General features: G+C 58.7%; 32 protein-coding genes and 1 tRNA gene. 18 read left to right on the top strand and 15 right to left on the bottom strand.

Going from position 1 to position 23122, the window contains the following annotated elements:
• Window positions 1-21 precede the first annotated feature (21 nt).
• The 10 genes from AC097W_RS13960 to AC097W_RS13915 all read right to left on the bottom strand — a co-directional run bounded on the left by AC097W_RS13960 (window position 22) and on the right by AC097W_RS13915 (window position 9532).
• On the bottom strand, window positions 22-756 hold the full coding sequence (locus AC097W_RS13960) for a head maturation protease, ClpP-related (RefSeq protein ID WP_479603226.1): 735 nt from the start codon (window positions 754-756) through the stop codon (window positions 22-24).
• Window positions 753-2102, bottom strand: a complete 1350-nt coding sequence (locus AC097W_RS13955; RefSeq protein WP_479603225.1) for a phage portal protein — start codon at window positions 2100-2102, stop codon at window positions 753-755. Before AC097W_RS13955 ends, AC097W_RS13960 begins: the two co-directional genes overlap by 4 nt.
• Window positions 2099-3772: a terminase large subunit gene (locus tag AC097W_RS13950; protein WP_479603224.1), complete on the bottom strand. Its 1674-nt coding sequence runs from the start codon at window positions 3770-3772 to the stop codon at window positions 2099-2101. Before AC097W_RS13950 ends, AC097W_RS13955 begins: the two co-directional genes overlap by 4 nt.
• Window positions 3769-4371 (bottom strand): phage terminase small subunit P27 family, encoded by a 603-nt coding sequence (locus tag AC097W_RS13945; protein WP_479603223.1) that lies wholly within the window; start codon window positions 4369-4371, stop codon window positions 3769-3771. The genes AC097W_RS13950 and AC097W_RS13945 overlap by 4 nt, the downstream gene beginning before the upstream one ends.
• Before the next feature lie 146 nt (window positions 4372-4517).
• On the bottom strand, window positions 4518-4673 hold the full coding sequence (locus tag AC097W_RS13940) for an HNH endonuclease (protein WP_479603412.1): 156 nt from the start codon (window positions 4671-4673) through the stop codon (window positions 4518-4520).
• Window positions 4674-5293: 620 nt separating this feature from the next.
• Window positions 5294-5704, bottom strand: a complete 411-nt coding sequence (locus AC097W_RS13935) for a hypothetical protein (RefSeq protein ID WP_479603222.1) — start codon at window positions 5702-5704, stop codon at window positions 5294-5296.
• On the bottom strand, window positions 5691-6002 hold the full coding sequence (locus AC097W_RS13930; protein ID WP_479603221.1) for a hypothetical protein: 312 nt from the start codon (window positions 6000-6002) through the stop codon (window positions 5691-5693). Before AC097W_RS13930 ends, AC097W_RS13935 begins: the two co-directional genes overlap by 14 nt.
• A gap of 432 nt (window positions 6003-6434) precedes the next feature.
• Window positions 6435-8828, bottom strand: a complete 2394-nt coding sequence (locus AC097W_RS13925; protein WP_479603220.1) for a virulence-associated E family protein — start codon at window positions 8826-8828, stop codon at window positions 6435-6437.
• A 9-nt stretch (window positions 8829-8837) separates the two neighbouring features.
• Window positions 8838-9146 carry a hypothetical protein gene (locus AC097W_RS13920; RefSeq protein WP_479603219.1) on the bottom strand — a complete coding sequence of 103 codons (309 nt, stop codon included), beginning with the start codon at window positions 9144-9146 and terminating at the stop codon, window positions 8838-8840.
• Window positions 9146-9532 carry a hypothetical protein gene (locus AC097W_RS13915; protein WP_479603218.1) on the bottom strand — a complete coding sequence of 129 codons (387 nt, stop codon included), beginning with the start codon at window positions 9530-9532 and terminating at the stop codon, window positions 9146-9148. Before AC097W_RS13915 ends, AC097W_RS13920 begins: the two co-directional genes overlap by 1 nt.
• 267 nt (window positions 9533-9799) lie before the next feature.
• Here AC097W_RS13915 and AC097W_RS13910 point away from each other — a divergent pair, with 267 nt between their 5' ends.
• Window positions 9800-10096, top strand: coding sequence for a hypothetical protein (locus AC097W_RS13910; protein WP_479603217.1), 297 nt, complete (start codon window positions 9800-9802; stop codon window positions 10094-10096).
• 110 nt (window positions 10097-10206) lie between these two features.
• Here the strand turns inward: AC097W_RS13910 and AC097W_RS13905 are convergent, their stop codons facing one another.
• Window positions 10207-10593 (bottom strand): helix-turn-helix domain-containing protein, encoded by a 387-nt coding sequence (locus tag AC097W_RS13905; protein ID WP_479603216.1) that lies wholly within the window; start codon window positions 10591-10593, stop codon window positions 10207-10209.
• 84 nt (window positions 10594-10677) lie between these two features.
• On the opposite strand from AC097W_RS13905, the gene AC097W_RS13900 reads away from it, so the two are divergent.
• From AC097W_RS13900 to AC097W_RS13830, 15 genes are all read left to right on the top strand, one after another.
• Window positions 10678-11148 (top strand): hypothetical protein, encoded by a 471-nt coding sequence (locus tag AC097W_RS13900; protein ID WP_479603215.1) that lies wholly within the window; start codon window positions 10678-10680, stop codon window positions 11146-11148.
• 99 nt (window positions 11149-11247) lie between these two features.
• Entirely contained in the window at window positions 11248-11793 is a 546-nt protein-coding gene (locus AC097W_RS13895; protein WP_479603214.1) for a hypothetical protein, read from the top strand.
• A gap of 431 nt (window positions 11794-12224) precedes the next feature.
• Window positions 12225-12476 carry a hypothetical protein gene (locus tag AC097W_RS13890; RefSeq protein WP_479603213.1) on the top strand — a complete coding sequence of 84 codons (252 nt, stop codon included), beginning with the start codon at window positions 12225-12227 and terminating at the stop codon, window positions 12474-12476.
• The gene (locus tag AC097W_RS13885; RefSeq protein WP_479603212.1) at window positions 12473-12775 is read left to right on the top strand and encodes a hypothetical protein; all 303 of its coding nucleotides are present in this window, start codon (window positions 12473-12475) and stop codon (window positions 12773-12775) included. Before AC097W_RS13890 ends, AC097W_RS13885 begins: the two co-directional genes overlap by 4 nt.
• On the top strand, window positions 12772-12921 hold the full coding sequence (locus tag AC097W_RS13880) for a hypothetical protein (RefSeq protein WP_479603211.1): 150 nt from the start codon (window positions 12772-12774) through the stop codon (window positions 12919-12921). Before AC097W_RS13885 ends, AC097W_RS13880 begins: the two co-directional genes overlap by 4 nt.
• Window positions 12918-13058: a hypothetical protein gene (locus tag AC097W_RS13875; RefSeq protein WP_479603210.1), complete on the top strand. Its 141-nt coding sequence runs from the start codon at window positions 12918-12920 to the stop codon at window positions 13056-13058. The genes AC097W_RS13880 and AC097W_RS13875 overlap by 4 nt, the downstream gene beginning before the upstream one ends.
• 2 nt (window positions 13059-13060) lie before the next feature.
• Complete coding sequence (locus AC097W_RS13870; protein WP_479603209.1) at window positions 13061-13438, top strand: hypothetical protein; 378 nt, start codon at window positions 13061-13063, stop codon at window positions 13436-13438.
• Window positions 13438-13683 (top strand): hypothetical protein, encoded by a 246-nt coding sequence (locus AC097W_RS13865; protein ID WP_479603208.1) that lies wholly within the window; start codon window positions 13438-13440, stop codon window positions 13681-13683. The genes AC097W_RS13870 and AC097W_RS13865 overlap by 1 nt, the downstream gene beginning before the upstream one ends.
• On the top strand, window positions 13683-13934 hold the full coding sequence (locus AC097W_RS13860) for a DUF7220 family protein (protein WP_479603207.1): 252 nt from the start codon (window positions 13683-13685) through the stop codon (window positions 13932-13934). Before AC097W_RS13865 ends, AC097W_RS13860 begins: the two co-directional genes overlap by 1 nt.
• Before the next feature lie 13 nt (window positions 13935-13947).
• The gene (locus tag AC097W_RS13855; RefSeq protein WP_479603206.1) at window positions 13948-14496 is read left to right on the top strand and encodes an HNH endonuclease signature motif containing protein; all 549 of its coding nucleotides are present in this window, start codon (window positions 13948-13950) and stop codon (window positions 14494-14496) included.
• The gene (locus AC097W_RS13850; protein ID WP_479603205.1) at window positions 14489-16543 is read left to right on the top strand and encodes a ParB/RepB/Spo0J family partition protein; all 2055 of its coding nucleotides are present in this window, start codon (window positions 14489-14491) and stop codon (window positions 16541-16543) included. The genes AC097W_RS13855 and AC097W_RS13850 overlap by 8 nt, the downstream gene beginning before the upstream one ends.
• The gene (locus AC097W_RS13845; RefSeq protein WP_479603204.1) at window positions 16540-17049 is read left to right on the top strand and encodes a hypothetical protein; all 510 of its coding nucleotides are present in this window, start codon (window positions 16540-16542) and stop codon (window positions 17047-17049) included. The genes AC097W_RS13850 and AC097W_RS13845 overlap by 4 nt, the downstream gene beginning before the upstream one ends.
• Complete coding sequence (locus AC097W_RS13840) at window positions 17046-17291, top strand: hypothetical protein (protein WP_479603203.1); 246 nt, start codon at window positions 17046-17048, stop codon at window positions 17289-17291. Before AC097W_RS13845 ends, AC097W_RS13840 begins: the two co-directional genes overlap by 4 nt.
• Window positions 17288-17533, top strand: a complete 246-nt coding sequence (locus tag AC097W_RS13835) for a hypothetical protein (RefSeq protein ID WP_479603202.1) — start codon at window positions 17288-17290, stop codon at window positions 17531-17533. Before AC097W_RS13840 ends, AC097W_RS13835 begins: the two co-directional genes overlap by 4 nt.
• Complete coding sequence (locus AC097W_RS13830; protein ID WP_479603201.1) at window positions 17530-17778, top strand: hypothetical protein; 249 nt, start codon at window positions 17530-17532, stop codon at window positions 17776-17778. The genes AC097W_RS13835 and AC097W_RS13830 overlap by 4 nt, the downstream gene beginning before the upstream one ends.
• A gap of 186 nt (window positions 17779-17964) precedes the next feature.
• Here the strand turns inward: AC097W_RS13830 and phaR are convergent, their stop codons facing one another.
• Both phaR and AC097W_RS13820 read right to left on the bottom strand, forming a co-directional pair.
• Window positions 17965-18414, bottom strand: coding sequence for a polyhydroxyalkanoate synthesis repressor PhaR (phaR, locus tag AC097W_RS13825; RefSeq protein ID WP_479603200.1), 450 nt, complete (start codon window positions 18412-18414; stop codon window positions 17965-17967).
• Between the two features lie 149 nt (window positions 18415-18563).
• Window positions 18564-18640: transfer RNA gene (locus tag AC097W_RS13820), tRNA-Val, on the bottom strand.
• 132 nt (window positions 18641-18772) lie between these two features.
• Here AC097W_RS13820 and AC097W_RS13815 point away from each other — a divergent pair.
• Window positions 18773-19531 (top strand): 3-hydroxyacyl-CoA dehydrogenase, encoded by a 759-nt coding sequence (locus AC097W_RS13815; RefSeq protein ID WP_479603199.1) that lies wholly within the window; start codon window positions 18773-18775, stop codon window positions 19529-19531.
• A gap of 33 nt (window positions 19532-19564) precedes the next feature.
• Here AC097W_RS13815 and AC097W_RS13810 read toward each other — a convergent pair whose 3' ends face one another.
• Entirely contained in the window at window positions 19565-20479 is a 915-nt protein-coding gene (locus AC097W_RS13810) for a DMT family transporter (RefSeq protein WP_479603198.1), read from the bottom strand.
• Window positions 20480-21262: an SDR family oxidoreductase gene (locus tag AC097W_RS13805; protein ID WP_479603197.1), complete on the bottom strand. Its 783-nt coding sequence runs from the start codon at window positions 21260-21262 to the stop codon at window positions 20480-20482.
• A 139-nt stretch (window positions 21263-21401) separates the two neighbouring features.
• On the opposite strand from AC097W_RS13805, the gene AC097W_RS13800 reads away from it, so the two are divergent.
• Window positions 21402-23093 carry an electron transfer flavoprotein-ubiquinone oxidoreductase gene (locus AC097W_RS13800; protein WP_479603196.1) on the top strand — a complete coding sequence of 564 codons (1692 nt, stop codon included), beginning with the start codon at window positions 21402-21404 and terminating at the stop codon, window positions 23091-23093.
• Window positions 23094-23122: the final 29 nt, after the last annotated feature.

The following is a 23122-nucleotide window of genomic DNA, read 5'->3' as shown; positions in this document are numbered from 1 at the left end:
TCGGCATCGAACGCGGGAGCGTCAGATGGGGGCAATCAGCCGCATGCGGTTGCGGTTGAGTTGGATTTGTTGGGCTGCCAGCGCGGTTAGATCCGGCTCGGGTGGCTTTGCTTCTTGCTTGGGTGCGTTCGGGTAGGCAGCAAGGTTCCAGCGCGCCTGCGTGTCGCTGCCCTGCTTGGTGTTGGGGTCGATGGCGTCGATGAACTTCGCATCAAGCGCTTCTTGCGCGGTGAACCAGGTGGTGGCATCCATCCAGCCGACTACTGTTTCATTGGATGCGCCGGTCTTGCGGGCATAGTCGGAGACGATGGTGCCGTCGATCTTGTCCAGCAGGTCGGCCGTGGTGCGCAACTCTTCTTTGTTGCCATAAGCCATGGTCCAGCTGTTGTGCACCATGAATAGGCCGCCGTCGGTCATGCGGACTTCGTTGCAGGCCAATGCCAGGTAGGTTGCCGCACTGGCGCAGATGCCATCAATATGGGCAACCACTTTGCCCGGGTGAGCAACCACTGCGGCGGCCATGGCGCGGGCCTCAAACACATCACCACCGGGGCTGTTGATGTGCATGTGCACCGTTTTGTCTTGCTGGCCAGCCAGTGAGGTGATCAGCGCTTTGGCGCTGGCGCCCCAGTAGTTGTCAATCACGTCGTCGATATAGACATGGGCCTCGGTTTCAGTGGCGTCCATGCGGATCGCCACCGGGCCATCAGCGCGGGCGTTGTCCTTGAGTAGCTGCATCAGCTTGTTGAGTTTCATGCGGGTTGTCCTTCGGGAGGTGGGGTCTTTGGATCGGCGCCACGCTGGGCTTTGTAAAGGTCGTCACCGCCATCAATGCGCGGCAAGTTCTTGAGGCGTCGCACTTCATTCACAGTCATGTAGCCGTCGCCAGTTCCGGGGCCGCCCAATGCGGATTTGAAGCCCTCGTTTTGCGCCTTGCTGTCGCCCGCAAGCAGGCCATCAAGCTCAAACACAACAAACTGGCCAGCGTTGCGGAATAGTTTGCGATTCAGCTCTTCTTGCCAGCGGCACAGCATGGGCTTGATCGTGAATTTGACAAAACCAAGGGTGATTTGCTCAATGCCGGTGCCCCAGCTGCTGGCTTTGTTGCTGTCACCAATGATGATGGGGGGTACGCCCAGCGCCTGGCAGATGTCTTCTTTCTCGTACCGGCGCGATTCGATCAGCTGCAGATCAACCGGGCTGATGCTCAGCTCGGTGACCTTGCCGCCTTCGGTGAGCACCAAGGGGAGTTTGCGGGCGCCAACGCCGGTATAGGTGGACACAAAGCTGTCACGCAGCTGCTTGGCCTGCTCTGGGTTCATTTTGCCAGCGAACTCCAGCGCGATCTGGGGCATGGCACCCTCACCAATGGTGCGGCCTGTGAACTCGGCTGCGGCAAGACTGTTGCCGATGGATTGCTTGGCGGCGTACTGGATGGCGCTGATGCTGTGCAGGCCGTTGAAGCCGAAGCCCGCAAAGTGGAGCATGTCGTCCTGGTCAACCGTCTCCATTTTGCCGGTGTAGGGGTCGATGGTGTCGTACACCAGGCGATGCCCTGACTTGTTTGGCACCAACCGCGGCACAACCAGGTCGGGGTGCAGCGGCTGCAGGCCAATCACCTGGCCGCCTGTGTTGTTGTTGCTGCGCAGAATGCGGGTGTGTTGGTCGCCGCGCAATGCGACGCAGCGCACGATCCACTCTTTCCAGCTGGCCGATGTCCACAGATCATGCGGTGATTCGTTGAGCAGCCACCACAGGGGTGCGTTTTCTACACGCATGCGTTCGCCCGTTTTGTCGTAACGGTAGTGGCCAACGGGGAGTTGCAACACGGCGCCGGCCAACTTGCTGAGGCAGGCATACACCGTGCTGACGGCCATGGCCGTTCTATCGGTAACGGCGAATCCACTGGCCGAAGCAATGGGCTGAAACAGTGCCTTCATGGCGTCCACATCACTGCTGACCGTGCTGTAGACCTGCGCATTGCTGATGCGGGTGATCTGCGATCCATCAGCCAGGCGCTGGGATGCACCGGGGCGGGACTGGATGTATGCATCCAGCACGCGCGAGGTGTGTCGCTTTGCTTCCAGGTTAAAGGTGTTCACAGAATTACAAAGCCTTGTTGTATGTCGGTTGACTCATTGGTGGCCAATGCCCGGCCCAGTGCCATCAGCATGGCCATGGGGCCGTCGATCTTGTTTTCGGGTCGCTCTTTGGTGGGGGATCGCAGCTCGTTGAACTTGCTGACTTTGACCACCAAGTTGCTCACCATCCAGGTCATGACAGGGTTGCCGTCAAACTTCAGTTTCTTTTCAAGCACCAGGTTCTCCACCTGGATCAACGGGGGTGTGAAGAAAAGCGAGCGCTGGGTGATCTCGACCAGCGGCAGGCCTTCCTCAATCAATTTGCCGGCGAAATACATGCTCAAGGCGGGGTCAAACGCGATCTCTTGCACGTCAAACTGCTTGCAGTAACTGCGCATGTCGTCGGCCAATACGTCAAAGTCGGTGATGTCGCCATCGGTGACTTGTACGTAGCCCGATCTTGCCCAGCCGCTCAGGTGGGCGTTGCCGCTCTCCTGCACTGCCAACTCATTCAAGTACAGACGTGTGCACACGTGCCACACATCACCAACCAAGAACACCAAACACAGCGCGGCAAAGTCTTTTTTCTGCGCCAAGTCCAAGCCCATCCAGCACTTCATGCCGACAAAGTCGCTCAGCTGCATGGTCGGATCGCCGCAGCGCTCCCAGGCCCGCATGTCCATCCATGGGCTTTCGCCGTTGACCCAGACGTTGAGGCGCTTAGTCAGAAAGTTGTTCAAGGCACTAGGCATGGCAGCGGCCTTGCGGGCGGCTGACTCCATGTCATCCTTGAGCACCGACACGCCCCAGTTCGGGTTGGCCTTGGCCCAGCTCGCGGGCTCCATCGGGTCGTCTTTGTCGTCGATCGAATAGATGATGCCGAACATGCTGGCGTCATCAATCACCCGGTCCAGCACCTTGGTGATGTGCGTGCGCCGTTCGTAGCAGATGCCGCTGCGGTCCGTGCCGGCCGTGGTGATGAGCCAGAGCAAACTCTGCTCACGGGCACCACGGGCGGTATCGATCACGTCGTACAGGTCGCGCTTCTTGTGCGCGTGCAACTCGTCGATCACGGCACAGTGCACATTCAGCCCGTCCTGCGTGCTGGCTTCAGCGGCCAGTGGGGTGAACTTGCTGGAGCTGTGCGCGACCGTAATGCTGTGCGTCAGGATGGCCACGCCCAGGTAGGTACGCATGTCGGGTGTGCGCTCAGCCATGCCCTTGGCATCGTCAAATACGATGCGGGCCTGGTCGCGGGTTGTGGCCGCGCTGTACACCTCGGCACCCTGCTCACCATCGGCCGACAGCATATACAGGCCGATTCCGGCTGACACCAGGCTCTTGCCATTCTTGCGGGGCACCTCAATGTAGGCTTCGCGGAACCGGCGTAAACCGGTGTCACGGTGCACCCAGCCAAATACGGTGGTGACAATGAAGCACTGCCACGGGTCCAGCACCAGCAGGCGCTTTTCGCGTGCCCACTTGCCCTTGATGTGCGGCAGCAGCTCCAGGAATGCGCATATCCGCGCTGCCCGGTCTTCATCAAACACCCAGGGCCACTGCTCGCTGGGCTCCCGCTGCAGGTTTTCCACTTGCCGGTCAATCGCCAGGCGTGTCCATTTGCAGGTTGGGATTTCGCCCGCCTGTACTTGCTGCGCGTACACCTGCGCAGCCTCAACATACTTGTTCATGAGACTAACTGGGGGCGTGCTGCAAACTGGGCGAACCCTTGTGGCGCAGAGGTGGGCGCCGGGTCGATGCCTGGCAGCGAGGGCTGCACATAGTTTGATGCTTGTACCCGGCCCCGCGCCGCTGGGCTCAGGCCAAAGTGCATCAGGTAGCGGTTGACCTGCTCGCGGTGCGACTTGATCAGCTGCACGATCACGCTTTGCTGGGCGTAGCCGCTGGGGGTGACGGAGTGGCTGGCCGCATAAACGGCGTCTGCATAATCCATGGCGGGATGAACCTCGCCATCTTTTCCAGTGCCGCCAGCCATATGGCGATTCACGATGCCATTAAATGCTGTCTCCAGTTCAGAGAGCCGGCCAACGGATTGGCAGTACAGCGCCAGGGCAGCGCGGTCCAGGCCGGTGATCAAGCCCAACTCAAGCAGCTCGGGCGTGATGCGCTTCCATTCTTTGCGGGCCTCAACACTCAGGTGCTTCGGGGCGCTGGGGATCTGGTGCATGGGGTTGACCCCATCCGAAAGATTCAGTGAGCGCTTGCCGGGGTTTCCCTCCAATAGCTTCAGCGCGGCAGGCTTTGGCAGCGGTCCGCGTGATCCTGTCATGGTGATAAATCCTTGCCATCAATGATGGCGGTATGTTGGCTTGTCACGGGCGGCGGGGTACCCCTCCCCCCGAAACCTGCGCGTGTAAAAAAAGAGGGAAGCGATCGGTTTCCCGTCGGCCCGCCACCGAGTTTTGATCCCCCCCCTTACCGGGCCTTTCGCCTACCTCGAAGGGCCTCGGCCAGGCTCTTGGCTTCGTGACAGTCATGGCAAAGACCCTGTACGTTGTCATCGTCATCCGTTCCACCCTCAGCCAACGGCTTGATGTGGTCACGCTGTGTGGCCAGCGTGATGCGGCGCATCCGCTGGCACTCTACGCATAGCGGGTTACTGGCAAACAGACGTTCACGCATAGCTTGCAGCTTGCGGCCTGTCACACGTTTCGTGGCTGTTGGATTCTTCGTCCAGGCTTCGCGAGGGTGCTTGGGGCAACGGCTTGTGCCATCACGTACCAGCACACCGCAGCCGGGATGGTTGCAGGGCTTTGGTGCTGATACAGGCATAGGGGCAGGGTCAGTTCAGAATGGTCAGATGGCCGTGGCCATCAGGGTGTGGTGTTGAACTGCCCTGCTGTTAGTTGACGGCACCAGGGAGCTGCTTACCGACTTAATCCGCCTGACGCCCGTTGTTAAGAGACGCTAGGGCTGGGCGGGTATTTAGGCCCGTTATCCCTGCGCAGACGCGATGTCTTCAGCTTACTTTGTTGCCATCACATAAGCGGGCTGGGCTTGATTCCAGCTGTACTAAACGCTTGAGTTGAGGGTGAGGTCTCTACCCAGTAGCGCCGCGTTTCCATCAACGCCGCCGCTTATGTGATGACAAAGAAAAACCCCTGCAAGTAGTGGCCTGCAGGGGTTTGGGCTTATGTAATTGCGGGTGGTGACACGAATTCCACAGCCTGCCTGAAATGTACAGAAAAGTTCTATGTCGTAAAACTACTTTTTGCGGTGCTGGCCATCTTGTGTTTTGCAGCCTGTTTGTCATCCAGCCAGCGTTTGATAACGTAGTCGGCGTCTTCCAGGTTTTTGCTGATGGTGCTCTCAGCCCGGCACATGCGCTTGGCAACCAGGTGACGCGGTAGGCCCTTGGCATAGGTCAGCGTCAAGGCATGGTACAGATGCGACTGGGTGAACTGCAGCGACTTGACCGCATCATCGGTTTCACTGGCCTCAATGCTGTGCACCGGAATGGCATCGCCATTGCTGCGACCAGATGGCACGCCCATGCGCACAAAGGCCGACTGGGTTGGATACCCCAACGCGCCGCTGTCACTCTGTTGGCACCACTTGGCCCAGTTTTCCAGGCGATGCTTGATCCATTCAATTCGCGCCATCGGTACCTCCTGGTGCGGGTGGTGTAGCAATGAAGCCCGCAAACGAACAGCCCATGGTGATGGCGTATTGCTGATCCTTTGCGACCGGATGCGTGGCCGGGAACGGTGTGCCGAGCACATGGCCACGCTCCATGGCATAGAACAGGCCCGCTTCGCCCTTCAAGGCACGCCGGATGCAGTCGTTCACATAGTCCTTGCCGTATTCGACCCGCTTGCTATCGACCCACTTGGACGTTTCGGGCATCTGTTGCCGAAGATCGAACTTCGCACCCGTCTGGCTGGTGGGCTGTTGGCTCATGGACAAACTCCGTTAAAAGTGAAGGGGTGGACGTGCGGTGGACGGGGGGTGGACGTCGCAAACCCGCATGGATACTCAATCCGTCCATCCGTCCAACCCGACCACATGTGTGTGGGTAAGCTGCGCCCGCGTGAACGCGCGCAGACACGCGCCCCCACGTGTCTGCGTGTGTGCGCATGTGTGAGGCCGAAAGTGCCTTTTGGGGTGGACGGGTGGACGGATTCCAAAAACCCGTTTAAAAACAATAACTTACGCCGTCCACCCCCCGTCCACCGTACGTCCACCCCCGGCGGGGTGTGGACGGATGGACAAGTGGGGTGAACCCAGCGAATGGCGGCGGCGACAGGACCGAGTGAACGGGGCGTGACCAACCAGCATGGCATCCGCTTTGGCGACGACGCGCCAACGCAAGCATTGCTAGGGTTTTGGAGTTTACAGCGGGAGGTCATAGTCCTCTTCCACTGAATGGGGCATAACGGCCCCAATTTGGGCCACAGGTGCGTTTTGAGGCGCTGCCGGTGGGGTGGACGGGGGACGGCGCAAAAAGCCGCGTCTACGGCCTTTGGTCGTTTCCCGATAGCTATCAAAACCCAGCGATCGCATGGCATTGCTGATGCGCGTATCCATGTTGCCCGCGCCATCCATGCGGTCTGCCTTGATCAGCAGGGCTTTTTCATAAATCTCAGTGCGTGCAAAAAAATCCCGCTTGGCATTGACCTTTTCCAGTGGGTCGTCATGCTTGTCTGACGTATCCCGGTTGACGTACGCATCAATGATGTCCTCCCACGTGTCCGTCCGCTTGAAGGGTTCCTGCTCCGGAAAAACCAGATCATGCTCTTCCTGCCGTGACGGCCAGTAGCGCTCACCCGCATCGAGCCGGTGCAAGGCCTCAGCAAACAGCTGCAGCCGCATGCTGGCCAGCGTGTCTTCATTGACCTGGTGCACCTCCAGCGGCCAGAAGCGCCGGTCGCCCGTCGCGTCTTTCAGAAAGGTGTCCGCATTGGTGGTGCCCACGTTCACCGAGTGCCGCTTGGCCCGGATCAGTTGCGACCCATAGGGCGGGCGGAACATATCCTCTTGCGCGGACAGGAATTGCTTGATCTGCGTGGTCTCAGACTTATTGAGCGACTCCAGCTCAGCCGACTCAGCAATCCACACCAGTTGCATGGCCATCAGCGAATCCTTGTCACCCATGCGGATCGCGTTGTCGGTGAAGAAGGGGTAGGCCAGCGCCCGGAATGCGGTAGATTTTTTCAGGCCCTGCTCACCCTTGATGATCAGCATGTAATCGAACTTGCAGCCCGGCTGCAGTGCCCGCTTGACCAAGCCCATGATGAAGCACTTGCCGATCAACTTGGTGTAGGGCCGCTCCTCAATTTCATACACGTCGGTGAGCCAGTGTTCAAGGCGGTTGATGCCATCCCACTTTTCAGCGTGGATCAAGTCCAGCACCGGGTTGTATTTGGACGACCGCGCCGCCATCAACACGCCGTTGCGCAACGTTGTGGTGGCCTTCACGCCCATGCCAAAGTGGCGCAACAGATACTCCCCCAGCATCAGGTCGTCTTCCTCATTCCATTCCCCGGCTGGATGGCCCCAGGGCGTGGTGCGACTGCGCTCCAGCAAGTGGGTGAAGTCGTTTTGCTTGACCAGCTCTTTGAGGTTCGGATCGAGCTGCAGGCAGTACATAACGTTTTCGCGGCAATCCATGGGCCGCCCACGGTGGGTGACCAGGTGGGCTACCACGTCCACAAATTCAGCATCGTCCGCTGCAGGTGGGCCATCACCATCATCCGCACCTTGACCTCCCCCAGCGGGAGCCGGAGCGGTCGCGTTTTTTGGTTTTCGTGCGGGTGGCGGTGTCAGCTCCACACCAATTCGCTGGGCCAGCCAGTGCAGCGCCTCTTTGGGCTTGGCCGTGGGCAGCCACTCCATCACCAGGTCGATCGGCGTGCGCCTACCCTGCTTGGGGTCGCCCATGTCCGCAACCCCGAAGTCCACAATGCCCTCGGGCGCAATGCTCAGGTCTTCCTGGTTGGTGCGGTTGAGCGACTTGCTGGTGACCCGGTAGCCGCTGCCCTTGGGAATAGCCGATGCAAACAGCGACGGCACCCACACCTGCAGCGACTGCATGGCCGCCTCATTCACACGCCGGAAATCGTCAGCCCCCGAACTGTCTGGCTGCGCGTGGGGCGTGGCAGGCTTGGGAGCCGGTGCCGGCCGCGATGCTGCTGCCCGTATGGCCTTGGCTTCGTCAACCGTGGCGTGCAGACGCCTGAGCACACCTTCGTCAATCGTCTCCAGTGTGGGCGAAGAATCGGGAAACAACTGCCCAGTGAACGTGAAATATTGGCTGGTGCCAAAAATCTCCAGACCAATGTCATTGCTCTTGTTGTTGTGTGTGTTTCCCAAGACGATGATATGGACACCCTTGCCACTGGGTGAATATTCGGTGTAACTGTTGCAGGCCTTGATGATGTTGGCGCACCGCTCGGTCACCACCCCAGTAGCCGGGTCGATAGCGCCATCGATGTCAATGCCAATCAGGCCATCGTCAGGGAAGAAGCCGAAGCCCACACCCGACCACCCACCGCGCTCATACGCACGGCGCACCACGGCCAGCGTGGCCAGGCGCTGCCGGTCGCGGTCATCGCCCTGCCCGCCCGTGCGCCGACCGCCCTGCACGTAATACGGCATCTTGGCGGGCTTGGCCTGCCCTTCCTTGGCCTCGAACTTCCACAGCAGCCATTGCTGCCGTGTTGCTAAATCTTGGGGGATGTTGTCCCAAACCGGAGGCACCACCACCGGGGTTTGTGAGTCTGTCATTGTGTTTGGCTACCTCACCCAATCGGCCATGCACTGGCCCAAGTCAACCCAGCCCTGCTCTACCAGCGGCATGTCCACATCCACCGGCGCATACTCCGCCACGGGCCGGTTGCGGTAGTCCACCCGGCGCTCACCCACAATTTGCAGCGCCCCCGATCGGCGCATGTTGTCCACACAGCGGCGGGCTGCATCGCGCCCCACACAAGAGCGAGCTGCCAGCTCGGCCAGCGTTGCACCCCGGTTGGGCAAGCCCAGATCGGCCACCACATCACGCGCCGCCTGGATCAGCGCCTGCCGAATCTCGCCAGCCGGGCGCATCAGGCCACCGCCCGAATACCGCCACGGGCTTGAATGTGTTCAATGGCCTTGAGTGCCCGGTTCATGGTGTCGGCTGCGCCGTGGATCACCTCGGTCAGGTTTACCAGTTCGTCCGATGGGTCTTTACGCGATGGCCTGGCGTGCAATGTCTCATCACACATGTACGACAGCGGGTCATAGGCTTCGCAGTAACGCATCAGGCGCACCACCTGGCCAAACGTCAGCCGCTGGTCACCCGTGGGGCTGCAGCACTCCTTCAGCCTGGCATACGCGCTCTCGGGCTTCATGTCCGGGAAGATGTGCGCAGCCACTAGCTTGAAGGGCTTGCCGCTGCTGCCAATTGCGGTGGCAATGGCGTCAAATTCATCGTCGTAAAACAGCTTCATCGAAGGCTCCGTAATTTTTAGGGGTGTTTAGGGGAGACGAAAAAAGGCAAAAAAAACACACTGCAGGCATGCAGCAAATAAAAAGCACCCACCGCCCCGACGCACCAAAAGCCGTGCGTCTTCCCACGCGCGGCCAGAGTGAAAGGGAGGGAATCACTGAAGTGACCAGTGCGCCGGAATTGATGGCGGCGGGTGGAAAAATGGCGAGCGCCCCCAGCGGTGGACAATGGCGTTCTCACACAACCAAAACCACCAAAAGGGGAACTCATGAAACCGGACAACCCATTCGACCGAAAGATCGAACTGCAAAAAGACAGGCCATCGTTCGACCGAGATGCAGCCGTCGAACTGACCGCAACGCTGGAACTCTGCTGGGCAGCAGTGCAGGCCGTCTTCGACAAGAAGGCCAAACCCGAACACGCATTGGCGTTGCTACCGATGTTCATGGAGCGGGGAGACGCGAAACGTCAACAAGCATTAGCTCGCTATCAGGAGAATATGGACGCCGCATCTTCAAAACCCGCAGCTGCGAAACGTCGCAAGCCTCGCCCAGCGGAAGGCTGACCTCAGCGGCAAGCACATCGTCTTTATCGAGGGTCCGCGCCAGTAGTGCATCAAGGCGTGGAATGCGATCCCAGGCAGGGAGGCTTTCGAGGTATTGCTTTGCATCCATCTCAAGCCTCCCCCACCACATTGAGCTGACTCAGACTGATACCGCGGCGATCATCGTCGCCCCGCTGGCGCTGCAACCGGCGCTCAGCCACGCGGCGCACCCGGCCAGCGCGGAGGGCGTTCACGGGAGCGGCCTCGACTGCTACGTTTTCAGTAGCTGCTTGCGCAGGATTGGCGGGGGCTTTGGCCAGTTCTGGCATATAGATGTCGTTGAACGAAATGACGACACCACGCGAGCCAGCGAAGTCAATCAGCCGCTTGGCCGCATCAGGGGGCATGGTCTGCCCCCGCTCGTAATGCCCAACATTGCCTTGGGTGCAGCCCATACCGGCTGCCAGTGCGGTCTGGGTCACGCCCAGGCGCTTTCGGATGGATTTGATTGTGTTCATTGGTTGATTATGAGTGGCACTTGTATTGTAAGTCAACATTGCCACTGTTATTTGCTTTTAACAGTTCCGGTAATGATTTAGGCCATGGAGACAAAAACACGAAAAGCCAAGGTCACGCCGGAGACTCAAGCAGAGTCCGTAAGGCTCAAAGAAATTTGGGATGCGCAAAAGGAAAGGCCATCACAAGCAGTTTTTGGCGAGACATATCAAATTGGCAGCCAGTCGGCCGTGACTTCGTTCTTGAATGGGCACACACCGCTTAGCCTTAAAGCCGCCAAGGGGTTTGCCCGAGGGTTGGGTTGCCCGATCAGTGCCTTCAGCCCGCGACTGGCTGCCGAAGTGGTAGATGCAAGTGCCGCCAACCAAGCGGGCGACACGAATGTGGACAAGGCTTGGCCGTTCCTTACCGTGAGCCCAGCCCAGTACTACGAAGTGCTGACGCAGACTCAACGCGATATCCTGGAAGCCACCGCCCACTCGTTTGTCGGCACCAGAGAGCCACCGGTAAAACACGAATCGCCCGCGCCAAAATCCGCAAAGGCTCAATCAGCTTGACCTGTTTAGCGGCCAGGTTTTTTGTTTTGCATCCTATAAAAACAACCGGGCTAGAGTCGTTTGGAACAATAAATTTTGATGTTCAAAAGGGAGAGTGATTTGAAACACTGGCTTGTGATTGCTGCAGCGGCGGCCCTCGTATCCGCTTGTGGAGACAAGAAAACAACCATGCCGCCACAGGAGGTAGCTTTCTGCGATGCGGTCAATAAGTACCGCGATGCCTACGCAGATGAGGTGAGCAAAGATTCTTATATCGACCAAGATAAAAAACTGGCAAGCATTTTTTCCGAGAGAACCTCCCAACTTGTTCAAATCCTTGGCGATGGGAATGTCGTCGATTGGCATGGCACCATCAACCAGATCCTTTCAAGCAACGATGGCGCTTTTGTCTCGGTCACGCTGCCCTGCAAAGTTGAGCTGAAGCCCCAGGATGACCTCATCATCAAGGTCAACACCCCCCTACATGAATCGCTGCGGCTTTTTCATGAAAAATCTGAAATACGGTTTGCTGGCAATTTTCTGGTGAGCCCAACCAAAGCGCCTGGCGCTTACCCATACAAAGCCTATTACGGCGAAACGAGCTTTACTGTGGGCGGAAGCATGGGGAAGCCTGAGCTTCTTTTCATGTTCAGAGAGATTAAGTGACCAAGGGTTTGCCCGCATGGGCAGGAGTGCTCATTGCACTTTTCTGCATAGCTCCACTGACTGCTGACGCTGGTTATGCACGAGGTAAAGCTGCATTACGTGCATTCGTAAAACAGCAGGCCTGCCCCTCCACTGGGGAGCACCGCCTACCCTGTCCAAGCTACGTTATCGACCACATCAAGGCACTAGCCTGCGGCGGTGACGATACGCCCGCCAATATGCAGTGGCAGACCCGTGTGGAGGCAAAAGCCAAAGACCGATGGGAGCTGAAAGAATGCGGGAAATAGCCACACAAGCCCTCAAAAACGACCACCTCAGCTAATAAATCAAAAAATATTTAGCTCAATACAAGTGCCACTGTTGACATAATTTATAACCGGCACTAATAATCCACTCCAACCCGCCACCAACAGGCGGTCAAGGAGTGAATTTTGCAGACAACCAAAACCTCACCACTGCCAAGCGTGGTGGTCTATGGCCCGCAGGGCTGTGGCAAGACCCGCAATGCACGTCGCATTGCCAGGGCGCTCAATCTACCCACCATCGTTGCCGATTGGCACCTTGGTTCTGGCCATGCATGGCCGCGCACCGGCGCACTGCTGCTGACAAATACCCCACCGCCTGAGTGGTTCCGCTATTCCGTTGTCAGCTACGACGATGCAATGAAGCAGGTGGGCGCATGAGCCGCCCCAGCAAGCCTGCAGCGTCCAAGCTGCCCTACCCCGAACTGCCCGACACAGACAGCCCATGGTGGTTCCTCGCGTGGTACCTGCGCCAACTGGCCGAGCTGGAAGCCGTGTCCGCCCACTGGCGGCACGAAAACAGTAAACGCCGCCGCAGTGAGCCGCTGGTGATGGCCTTGATCGGCCTAGAGAACGAAATCTCGAATGAGATCAAAAAGCAGGACATCCCCGATCTGGTTCGCAAGGGCCAGCTGCTCTTTGCCTTCACAGGAACCACTGCGCTGCAGGTGGCTGCATGAAGCCCTACACCGTGCGCATCCAGCCCGCTGACGGACCGGCCTACAGCTTCACCGGCATCTACCCCGACAGCATTGCTGCCATCAACCACGCCACCGAGTTGACGTGGGGCCAGCGCGTGCGCATCAGCGCCAAGGTGGTGGCATGAACGGCGAGCAACACGTTGACCGCTTCGGCAATCCGGTCTACCGACCCGCTAAGCCAGACTGGCAGCACCGCGCCATCCGTGTGGCATCCATCGTCACCATCGTGGTGTGCCTGGGCATCATGGTGTGGGGGCGCTGATCATGCAGACGTCTGCACACCCCGCCTCTGCTCCCCAGCTGCTGCAATGGTCCGGCACCTTGATACACGCTGCCGAAGCCCGCACCCGCATCCTGGACGGTGAGTCCCACGCCGTGCCCGTGCTGTGCATGGACATCGAGCTGGACAACACGCTGCGCAACGTCATGCACGTCGAGCAGCCATTCCCGCCAGAGCACCACAAGCAGGCCGAAGCTGCCGCCCGCCGACTCAAAAAGGGCATGCACGTCACCGTCGATGTGCCGCCCCTGGACTTGCACTTTACCGCCCGCAACGTCTCCCATATCCACGTGATTGACCACGTCACCCCTGAACCCACACCGGCCCGAGAGGCCGACCTATTCCAGGAGCAAGCCGCGTAATGCCGTCCATCACCATCACCCTCACCGACACGCCCACAGGCGGCGTCTGCGTGCACAGCAACTACGTGCCCGCCATTGGCAAAAACACCAGCACAGCCCAGGCGGCGGCGTTGGACATCATCAACCGCACCTGCCGCGAATACGGCCTGCCCAACCCGCTCAAGACCGTCACCATGGCCCTGCGTGATGGTGTGGACATTGATGCCGTGCACCGCTCCCGCGATAACGTGGTGGGGGATGTTTGATGCAAACCCGCCTCTCATCCCTCATTGAAGCCGTGTTCAATGTCGCCATCGGCTTTGTTGTCAGTCTGGTGCTCACCGCCCTTGTGCTGCCCGCCTATGGCCATGCGGTGACCTTCAGCGAGAACTTGCAGATCACCGGCATCTTCACCATTGCCAGCATTGCCCGCAGTTACTGCGTGCGCCGCTGGTTCAACGCCCGCATCCATGCCACAGCCCAGCGCATTGCCGCTGAGGCCAGCCAGTTCAACTAACCCGGTGCACCTCATGAACCTAACGATACAACAGACTTTTGAACAACGCACGGAGAAAACATCCACAGGTTGCATTGAATGGATTGGTCCACGCGACAAAAATGGCTATGGTATTTTTATATTCAAGGGCAAACGGAAGCTAGCGCATCGTGCGTCTTATGAGTTGCACAACGGGCCTTTTTCCCCAGAAGCCTGCGTGTTGCATCGTTGCGATAACCCGTCCTGCGTAAACACTGACCACCTATTCCTTGGTGATCGTGGTGACAATGCCCGCGATATGGCCAGCAAGGGCCGCCAGTGGGTGCAAAAGAACCCAGCTGGACGTCCGACTCGCCCAATTGAATGCGCACCGCGCGGTTCTCAGCACCCCGCAGCAAAGCTAAACGAGGCCGATGTTCTTGCCATTCGCCGACGATCCAGCGCTGGCGAGCGCGGCAAAGACCTCGCAGTGGCGTTTGGCTGCGCAAAAACACTTATTTCGCAAATCATCCGGGGCCAAATTTGGACGCACGTCGGTGGCCCCATTCGCACTAAACCAATCCCGGAGAAAACCAATGATTGAATTTCTCAATATCGACATGCGCGCAATTGTTGAGTCCACATTCAACCCCCGAAAGAACTTCGACGGCAAAAAACTTGCTGAGTTAACTGAGTCGATCAAGACCAGCGGTGTTCTGCAACCGATCTTGGTTCGGCCACTCACAGGCAACCGCGTGGCAGATACAGATCGCACCGTAGAGTTTGAAATCATTGCAGGTGCAAGGCGGTTTCGGGCCTGCGAATTGGCCGGATTGAAGTCCATACCAGCCATTGTTCGCGTCATGGATACGAACACTGCCATGGAAGTCGCCATTTTGGAAAATCTACAGCGCGACGACCTCACCGAACTGGAGGAAGCCGAGGGCTATGAGACCCTGATGCAGCACGCCAACATCAGCGCCGACCAGGTGGGCGAGCGCATTGGCAAGAGCCGCAGCTACGTGTACGGCCGCATCAAGCTGCTCGACCTGTGCAGCGAGGCCCGTGTCAGCCTGCGCGATGGCGACATCGATGCCAGCCGCGCCCTGCTGGTGGCCCGCATACCCGACCACAAGCTGCAGATCAAGGCGATGAAGGAGATCGTGGCAGGCCGTGGCTACAGCATGCACAAAGAGCCCATGACCTACCGCGTGGCGCTGGAGCACTTGCAGCACAACTACATGCTTAAACTCAGCGAGGCCAAGTTCAAGATCACCAGCGTGGATCTGGTACCCGCAGCCGGCAGCTGCAAAACCTGCACCAAGCGCACTGGCCACGACCCCGATCTCTTCAGCGATGTGAAGGGTGCAGACATCTGCATCGACCCACCCTGCTTTCACAAGAAAGAAGAAGCCCACACCCTGCAGGTGGTCAAGGCTGCGCAAGAGAACGGCCAAAACGTAATCGCTGGCAAAGAAGCCGCTGAGCTGGCCACCGGCCCAAGCTACGCCAGCAAGTTCAAAGGCTACCGACGTTTAGACAGTGCGGAAGACAGCCCCACCAGCCAGCCATTGCGCAAGATCATCGGCACGCAGATGGCGGCCGATGGCATCAAACCGACCATGATCGAAAGCACCAAGGGTGAGCTGGTGGCGTGCCTGCCGAACGATGTAGCACTGCGCCTGCTCAAGACAGTGGAAGGCCATGCCCAGGCCGCCAAGACGGTAGCCAAGGAAGTGCGCGAGTTTGCCAATGAGAAAAAAGCCAAGGCCGATGCAAAAGCCAAGGCTGCATATGAACAAGACTGGCGCGACCAGCTGGTGGCACGCACGTGGGGATTGATGCAGCACTCCGACGACATCGTGATGGCCTTCAATGCCGAGGTGCACCGCTACGTCGCGCTGAAAACCGCCACCAATCTCAGCACCGACCAATCCGCCAAAGTGGGCAAGCTGCTTGGCCTGGACAAGGTGGGCACGCACAGCGCCCTGCTTGACCACATCAAGACCAGCTCAGAGCCCGACTCGATTCACATGCTGATGATCATGGTGCGTGACAGCAGCGCCAATGACTTCAGCTACAGCGACCGCGTTGCCAACGAAGGCATGCACCTGGTAGCGGGTGTTGTGCTGGGCGATGCGCTGAAATCGACCACAAAAGACATTCAAGCCGAAGCCCTGGCTAAGTATTTCCCCAAAGTGAGGGAGGAAAAAGCAAAACTCGCGACCGCTCCCGCTGCGCGGCCGGAGGTGGGTGCGGGAGGTGGGAAAGTGGGTGTGAAGGACAAGGCGGTGCCGGTCCTCAAAAAGCAACCCGCCCGCGTGGCGAAGCTGTCGGCCGAGGAGGCAACACTAGGCATCGCTGCCGCGATGCAAGGTATCGATGGGGCTGCTTCTGCGCCCGTAGGCGCAGTGGCGCTGCCCGCTGAGCCAGTAGGGGCGGCGGGTGGCTTTGTCGAAGGCCAGCATGTGCGCGTCACCACCATCGAAGACCGTCTGAGTAGCACCGCCCGCAAGTGGTCAGGTAAGGAAGGCACCGTCACCAAGACCAACGTCGACCACGACCCCGATCTGTACGACGTCACCTTCAAAGGCCGAAGCGGTGGCATCGCCATGTTCCGCACAGACCAGATCGAGGCGGTGGCGGTATGAGCACCAATAAGAAACCCCGCAAGGCCTACCGGCCGCGCCCGGTCACCGCCCACACTATGACCTTGGCCACCCACTACGCGACCAAGCCCGCGGCAGCCGATCGTAAGGAAGTCCTGGACATGCTGAGCAGCGCGATCCAGGCGCTGCGCGAAGGCGTGGCCACCGAGCACCAGTGGTCGATCGCGGCTGGCAGCGTCACCGTGGCGCTCGCCATAGATCACCGTGGCATTGTGCGCGGCCTGCTGGGCCACCTCAAAGCCGCCGAGCAGGCGCTGCAGGATATCTACGACCGCGCCTTGCGCACTGGTGGCGGCCGCTGGGTGCGTGTCACCCTGTACTACCAGGAGCTGGATGCGCTGCAGACCTTTGTGGAGCTGCATGCCTTTCAGGTCCGCCAGCTCGGCCGCGCCGAGTTCCTTGCCGCGATCGACGCGGCCCAAAAAGACACCATTGCCAAGGGCCACACGGCCACTCTGGCGCACGATCTGGAAAGGATGGCGGCATGAGCACCACCGCACCCGTACCCTGCGATTGCCTCAATGCTTGCGGCGACGATCCGTGGCTACAGGATGGCCGTAGCCTGCCGTGCGCTGAACTTTTGGAACGGCAGGCCGAGGCGCGGGAGTTGGCCAGGCAAAGCGCCGAACTCTTTGAGCTGCGCAAAACCTATGGCGCTGCAACCTTTTACGAGATGGCCGTCAAGATGCATGCAGAGCTGAAGCAGCTACGCGCTGGAGCCCGACCATGAGCACCGTCACGATCAACGTCAAGGTGGTCGAGCGCACCGATCTAGCCTTGCTGGTGTCCGATGGCCATAAAGAGGCCTGGGTGCCGCTCAGCCAGATCGAGGACACCGTCGAGGAGGAGGATGGCATGTTCGGCGTCAACATCACCGCCATCGTTATCCCCGAGTGGCTGGCCACCGACAAGGGCCTGCAGCAGCTCAACCAGGACGAAGACACCATGGATCTATTCGGAGGTGAATCATGATCGGCACACAACCCGAAGGCACCATCAGCGGTGTCGTGATTAGCGCGGTGTCGCATGAGGGCCTCAGCGTCACCGTGAACGGCAAGCCCGCCAGGCTGGCCATCCTCACCGATGACGGGCAGATCATCGCGGCCGGTGACAACGTGGCCAAGGAAGCCGAAGCGGTGGCGTTGAACTGCTACCGAAACTTCCTCAAGGGCCAGGGCTATCTGCGCGTGAACAGCGAGCCCATCCCCACCAGGTAGACCGCAGCCACCAATGAAAAAGCCCGCATCACGCGGGCTTTTTTACGCCTATGCGGGCGATTTATATTAACTATGCTTCGCGCAACCCAAACTGACAAAACCGACCTTGGGGATAGGGGTATTGGGGGAAATTACATCGCTCATGGGTCGATTGTCCCAGCTTTTCCACCCGGGCCCACAAACCGCCTAGCGTTTGAGGCCAAAGGTGCCCAGGAGTTGCTCGGTTTGTTTCTGCATTTGTTCCTGCATCTGCTGAAACAGGTTATTGCCCATAGCCCCCTGAACCAAAGGTGCCTGCATGTCCATCAGGGCTTGCATGTTCTTTTCAAGATAGCCACCCATCATTCCTTGCATGGTGTGCCCATAGAAGCGAATGATGTTGGCAAGCACGGGGGCAGTGAACATGGGTGTTCCGTTGGCCTCTTCCTCCAAAATAATCTGGAGGAGGATGCTGCGCGTCAAATCCTCACCCGTCTTGGCGTCCATCACCATGCATGGCTCGCTCTCCATCACCAGCTGTTTGATTTCAGACAACGTGATGTAGCTTGACGTATCCGTGTCGTACAAGCGACGATTGGGATACTTTTTGATAATCCGCTGGTGGGCCTTGCGGTCTTTGGGTGATTTGTTTTGCATAGCGGACGGATCGGCTTCCATTGAGGAAAGTGTATTGCAGTGCAACACATTCTAGGCAGTGCCCCGCCAACAGTGGCCTAGGATTACCCTAAGCGTCGGTACCAACTAAAAAGCCCTGCCCTCCACAACGGAGAACAGGGCTGTCTATTTGGTAGGCGCGATTGGACTCGAACCAACGACCCCCACCATGTCAAGGTGGTGCTCTAACCAGCTGAGCTACGCGCCTACAGTATTCAAGCCTCAAATTATAGCAGCAATAAATGCCCGTGGGTTTATATCCGCACGCGCTGAGCGCCTGAGTCATAATTGACGTTAACGTAAACGTCAATCAATCCCCTTTTATCAACAGGAGTTATTCATGGAAATTGCAGGCAAGGTATTTATCGTGACCGGTGGCGCTTCAGGTTTGGGCGAAGGCACTGCACGCATGTTGACGGCCAAAGGCGGGAAAGTCGTCATTGCAGACATGCAGGTTGAAAAAGGCGAGGCGATTGCCAAGGAGCTCGGCGGCGCTTTTGTAAAGTGCGATGTCAGCCAGGAAGCCGATGGACAAGCCGTGGTTGCCAAAGCGGTGTCCATGGGCAAGCTGATGGGTCTGGTCAACTGCGCAGGCATTGCGCCCGCCGAAAAGACCATTGGCAAAAATGGTGCGCACAGCTTGGCCGTATTCACCAAGACCATCACGGTCAATCTGGTTGGCAGCTTCAACATGATTCGACTGGCGGCTGAGGCTATGGCCAAGAACGAACCCGAATCCACGGGTGAACGCGGCGCAATTGTCTCGACCGCATCGGTGGCAGCGTATGACGGCCAGATGGGCCAGGCGGCTTACAGCGCGTCCAAGGGTGGTGTGGTCGGGATGACCTTGCCGATCGCGCGTGACCTGGCTCGCAACGGCATTCGCAACATGACCATTGCACCAGGCATCTTTGGCACTCCCATGATGTTTGGCATGCCCCAGGAAGTACAGGACTCCCTGGCTGCAGCGGTGCCTTTTCCCTCCCGTCTGGGAACGCCGCAGGACTATGCCAAGCTGGCCCTGCACATTTTCGAGAATGACATGCTCAACGGTGAAGTGATTCGCCTGGATGGCGCCATTCGCCTGGCACCTCGCTAAATGGGCATTCCACCGCTGAACCCTGACCGGGCTTCAGCGGTGCGCGCGGACCGACGCCAGTATGCCCAGCAAGAAAAGCGCGCTGGCCATCAACTGCGTCGACTGGGGCCATTGCCCCGTCCAGAGGAATACATAGGCCAGAGCAAACAGGGTTTCGCTCACGATCAGTTGGCCACAGAGGCTGGCACTCAGACGACGGCTGGCAATGTTCCAGAGAACCGTGGCCAGCCATGCCGAACCCACTCCAGCCGCTATACAAAGCATAGCTGCTTGCGCAATATCCGCGCGGGCTAGCAGCACATTTGCGTCCGATCCCAGGACCAGCCAGACCGCAAGCGCTGCCAGACCGGCGCCCACCCCCAACCAGTTAGCCCAGTCGGTCGTATCAATGTCGCTGTGCTTTTGAAGCCAGGCAGAATTGAGTACCGCAAACGCCGTCCAACTAGCCATCGCAAGCAGGGCAAACGCCAGACCGCGCCAATAGATCCAGCCCGAAGCGGTTCGTATGGGCTCGCCCGCCACCGATACGTGCGCGCTTTCTGCATTCATCATCAGCAACACGCCTGCTACCGTGAGCACCAAGCCGGGCAGCAGGCTTCGCCACAGCAAACCCTGCGGCTTGCCCAGCAACATGACCCACAGAGGAATGGTTCCGATGACCAGTGTTGGAACCTCTGCACCGATATCGTGAATCGCAAGAACCAGCAGCAGGTAATAGCCGGAAAAACCCACCACGCTCAATCCCAAGGCGACCCATGCCTGGCGGGCCGTTGGCAAAGGCCGCGAACCGCGTCGCTGTGCAATCACGATCAACGCGACCGCTCCGAAGCTGACAAAACGGCCCGCTGCAAGATCCACTGCTGAAAGACCGGGGGCCATAGCAGGCAATACAAACACCAGCCCCCAAAGGGCGCCGGCGGCTAACCCCGCCAGCACGCCGCCTAGCACTTAAACGCCGAAACCATCGTCCGCTGCAATGATCGCTCCGTTGATGAAGTGGCTTTGGTCAGAACACAAGGTCACCAGCAAGGCATCCAGATCCTTGGGTTGGCCCACACGTTTGCGGGGCAACATTTGCACCAGCTTCTGACCGGCTTCCGTTTGCCAGTGGTGGTGGTTGATCTCGGTGTCGATATAGCCAGGACAAATGGCATTCACATTGATGCCAAATTTGCCCCACTCCAGCGCCATCGCCTTGGTCATCTGGATCACGGCCGATTTGCTCATGCAATACACGCCGATTTGCGGCAGCACGCGCAGCCCGGCCATCGAAGCGATGTTGATGATGCGACCACCCGTGTAGTTGCCGGGCGCGGACCCTTTGGCGCGCGCCAGCATGCGTTTGCCTATCTCCTGCGCGACAAAGAACGCACCCTTGACATTGGTATCAAACATGAAATCGTAGTCATCGGGCGACACATCCTGAATACGCTGGGTGGTGCTCACACCCGAGTTGTTGACCAGGATATCGATGGAGCCCACTTCGGTTTCAGCATGGGCTACGGCCGATTTAATGGAATCGTGGTCGGTAACATCCATCTCGATCACATGGGCATCACCCCCCTCGCCCACTATGGTGGAGCGCAAATCCTTGAGCTTGTCCACTCGGCGACTGGCCAGAATAACCGCCGCTCCAGCCGATGCAAGCGTCCGTGCGAACTGCGCACCCAAACCGCTGGATGCGCCGGTGATGAAGGCCACGCGGCCTGAAAGATCAATGGTATATGCCACTTAGAGAGTCTCCCCGAATAAAAAAGAACGACCGTGCTATTTGAAATAGTTCCGCGCATAAAATCTATCTCGAATCCGGCCAGCACAGTATGGTTGTTGGCAGAATCCACTAGGTTCCCATTATCAAGCGAGACACTTCATGACAAACCAGGAAATACTGGCGCAATTCGGCCCACGTGAATCAATGGAATACGACGTAGTGGTCGTTGGCGGTGGCCCTGGTGGTCTGGCAACAGCCATTCGCCTCAAGCAACTTGCCGCGGAAAAAGGCACCGAGGTGTCGGTGGTTGTGCTGGAAAAAGGCTCCGAGCCGGGCGCGCACATTCTGTCGGGTGCCATCATGGACCCCAAGGCCCTGACCGAACTCATCCCCAACTGGAAAGAACTGGGCGCCCCACTGAATCAGCCCGTCACCGACGACGCTTATATTTTCCTGGGTGAGAAATCGGGTGTTCGGGTGCCCAACGCATTGCTGCCGCCGTTTGCGCACAACCATGGCAACTACATTGTCAGTCTGGGTGCCGTTACCAAATGGCTCGCCGAGCAGGCCGAAGGCTTGGGCGTTGAGATCTTCCCCGGTTTTGCCGCAGCGGAAGTGCTTTACAACGAAGATGGCTCTGTCAAAGGCGTGGCCACCGGCAACCTGGGCGTGGGCAAGGATGGTGAACCGACTGATAACTTCCAGCTGGGCATGGAATTGCTGGGCAAGTACACGGTATTTGCCGAAGGTGCACGAGGCCACTTGGGCAAGCAGCTGATTGCCAAATACAAACTGGATGAAGGCCGCGATCCCCAAAGCTTTGGCATCGGCATCAAGGAGCTGTGGGAGATTGACCCGGCCCGCCACCAGCCCGGCTTTGTCATGCACACCGCTGGCTGGCCCATGGATGAAAAAACCTACGGCGGCGCCTTCCTGTACCACATGGAAGGCAACAAAGTCGCCCTGGGCTTTGTGACGGGACTGGGGTACACCAACCCTTACCTGAGCCCGTTTGAAGAATTTCAGCGCTGGAAGCTGCACCCCAACGTGCGCTACTACCTGGAAAACGCCAAGGGCGAAGTGACGGGCAAGCGCCTGTCTTATGGTGCGCGAGCGATTAACGCCAGCGGTCTGTCGGCCCTGCCCAAGACGGTATTCCCCGGTGGTGCACTGGTAGGCTGCAATGCGGGTTATCTCAACGTAGGTCGCATCAAGGGCAGTCATGCCGCCATCAAGACCGGCATGCAGGCCGCAGAAGCCGCCTACGACGCAGTCGTGGCGGGTCGTCAGCACGACGAACTCTCGGCCTACCCGGAGGCATTCAACGCCAGCTGGTTGCACACCGAACTCAATAAGGACCGCAATTTCAAGAACTGGTTCAAGTACGGCCTGACCGTCGCCACGCTCATGAACGGATTTGAGCAGTTCGTTTTACGCGGCCATATCCCCTGGACCCTGCGCCGCGACAAACCTGACCACCTGTATTTGAAGCCTGCGGCCGAGTGCGAGCCCATCGTCTACCCCAAGCCCGATGGCAAGTTGACGTTTGACCGACTCTCCAGCGTCTTCATCAGCAATACCAACCATGAAGAGCAGCAACCCTCGCACCTGACGCTCAAAGACGCGTCCATACCGGTGAGCATCAACCTGGCAAAGTACGCCGGTCCTGAGGCGCGCTACTGCCCGGCCGGCGTATATGAGTTTGTGAAGAACGCCGACAACACCGACCGCCTGCAGATCAATGCGCAGAACTGTGTGCATTGCAAGACCTGTGACATCAAGGACCCGACCCAGAACATTGTGTGGGTGACCCCTGAGGGCGGCGGTGGGCCGAATTACGCGGGTATGTAAGCGTAGATTCAGTTGATATAAAAACGAGG

The organism is Rhodoferax sp. GT1R46, from assembly GCF_056521285.1.
Note: the sequence above shows the minus strand (reverse complement) of the source record. Positions and strands in the feature narration are given on the sequence as shown.

Coding starts and splice junctions, on each gene's coding strand:
- AC097W_RS13960 (WP_479603226.1), bottom strand. CDS start 756: ATGAAACTCAACAAGCTGATGCAGCTACTCAAGGACAACGCCCGCGCT.
- AC097W_RS13950 (WP_479603224.1), bottom strand. CDS start 3,772: ATGAACAAGTATGTTGAGGCTGCGCAGGTGTACGCGCAGCAAGTACAG.
- AC097W_RS13945 (WP_479603223.1), bottom strand. CDS start 4,371: ATGACAGGATCACGCGGACCGCTGCCAAAGCCTGCCGCGCTGAAGCTA.
- AC097W_RS13940 (WP_479603412.1), bottom strand. CDS start 4,673: ATGCGCCGCATCACGCTGGCCACACAGCGTGACCACATCAAGCCGTTG.
- AC097W_RS13935 (WP_479603222.1), bottom strand. CDS start 5,704: ATGGCGCGAATTGAATGGATCAAGCATCGCCTGGAAAACTGGGCCAAG.
- AC097W_RS13930 (WP_479603221.1), bottom strand. CDS start 6,002: ATGAGCCAACAGCCCACCAGCCAGACGGGTGCGAAGTTCGATCTTCGG.
- AC097W_RS13925 (WP_479603220.1), bottom strand. CDS start 8,828: ATGACAGACTCACAAACCCCGGTGGTGGTGCCTCCGGTTTGGGACAAC.
- AC097W_RS13920 (WP_479603219.1), bottom strand. CDS start 9,146: ATGCGCCCGGCTGGCGAGATTCGGCAGGCGCTGATCCAGGCGGCGCGT.
- AC097W_RS13915 (WP_479603218.1), bottom strand. CDS start 9,532: ATGAAGCTGTTTTACGACGATGAATTTGACGCCATTGCCACCGCAATT.
- AC097W_RS13910 (WP_479603217.1), top strand. CDS start 9,800: ATGAAACCGGACAACCCATTCGACCGAAAGATCGAACTGCAAAAAGAC.
- AC097W_RS13905 (WP_479603216.1), bottom strand. CDS start 10,593: ATGAACACAATCAAATCCATCCGAAAGCGCCTGGGCGTGACCCAGACC.
- AC097W_RS13900 (WP_479603215.1), top strand. CDS start 10,678: ATGGAGACAAAAACACGAAAAGCCAAGGTCACGCCGGAGACTCAAGCA.
- AC097W_RS13885 (WP_479603212.1), top strand. CDS start 12,473: ATGAGCCGCCCCAGCAAGCCTGCAGCGTCCAAGCTGCCCTACCCCGAA.
- AC097W_RS13880 (WP_479603211.1), top strand. CDS start 12,772: ATGAAGCCCTACACCGTGCGCATCCAGCCCGCTGACGGACCGGCCTAC.
- AC097W_RS13875 (WP_479603210.1), top strand. CDS start 12,918: ATGAACGGCGAGCAACACGTTGACCGCTTCGGCAATCCGGTCTACCGA.
- AC097W_RS13870 (WP_479603209.1), top strand. CDS start 13,061: ATGCAGACGTCTGCACACCCCGCCTCTGCTCCCCAGCTGCTGCAATGG.
- AC097W_RS13865 (WP_479603208.1), top strand. CDS start 13,438: ATGCCGTCCATCACCATCACCCTCACCGACACGCCCACAGGCGGCGTC.
- AC097W_RS13860 (WP_479603207.1), top strand. CDS start 13,683: ATGCAAACCCGCCTCTCATCCCTCATTGAAGCCGTGTTCAATGTCGCC.
- AC097W_RS13855 (WP_479603206.1), top strand. CDS start 13,948: ATGAACCTAACGATACAACAGACTTTTGAACAACGCACGGAGAAAACA.
- AC097W_RS13850 (WP_479603205.1), top strand. CDS start 14,489: ATGATTGAATTTCTCAATATCGACATGCGCGCAATTGTTGAGTCCACA.
- AC097W_RS13845 (WP_479603204.1), top strand. CDS start 16,540: ATGAGCACCAATAAGAAACCCCGCAAGGCCTACCGGCCGCGCCCGGTC.
- AC097W_RS13840 (WP_479603203.1), top strand. CDS start 17,046: ATGAGCACCACCGCACCCGTACCCTGCGATTGCCTCAATGCTTGCGGC.
- AC097W_RS13835 (WP_479603202.1), top strand. CDS start 17,288: ATGAGCACCGTCACGATCAACGTCAAGGTGGTCGAGCGCACCGATCTA.
- AC097W_RS13830 (WP_479603201.1), top strand. CDS start 17,530: ATGATCGGCACACAACCCGAAGGCACCATCAGCGGTGTCGTGATTAGC.
- phaR (WP_479603200.1), bottom strand. CDS start 18,414: ATGCAAAACAAATCACCCAAAGACCGCAAGGCCCACCAGCGGATTATC.
- AC097W_RS13815 (WP_479603199.1), top strand. CDS start 18,773: ATGGAAATTGCAGGCAAGGTATTTATCGTGACCGGTGGCGCTTCAGGT.
- AC097W_RS13800 (WP_479603196.1), top strand. CDS start 21,402: ATGACAAACCAGGAAATACTGGCGCAATTCGGCCCACGTGAATCAATG.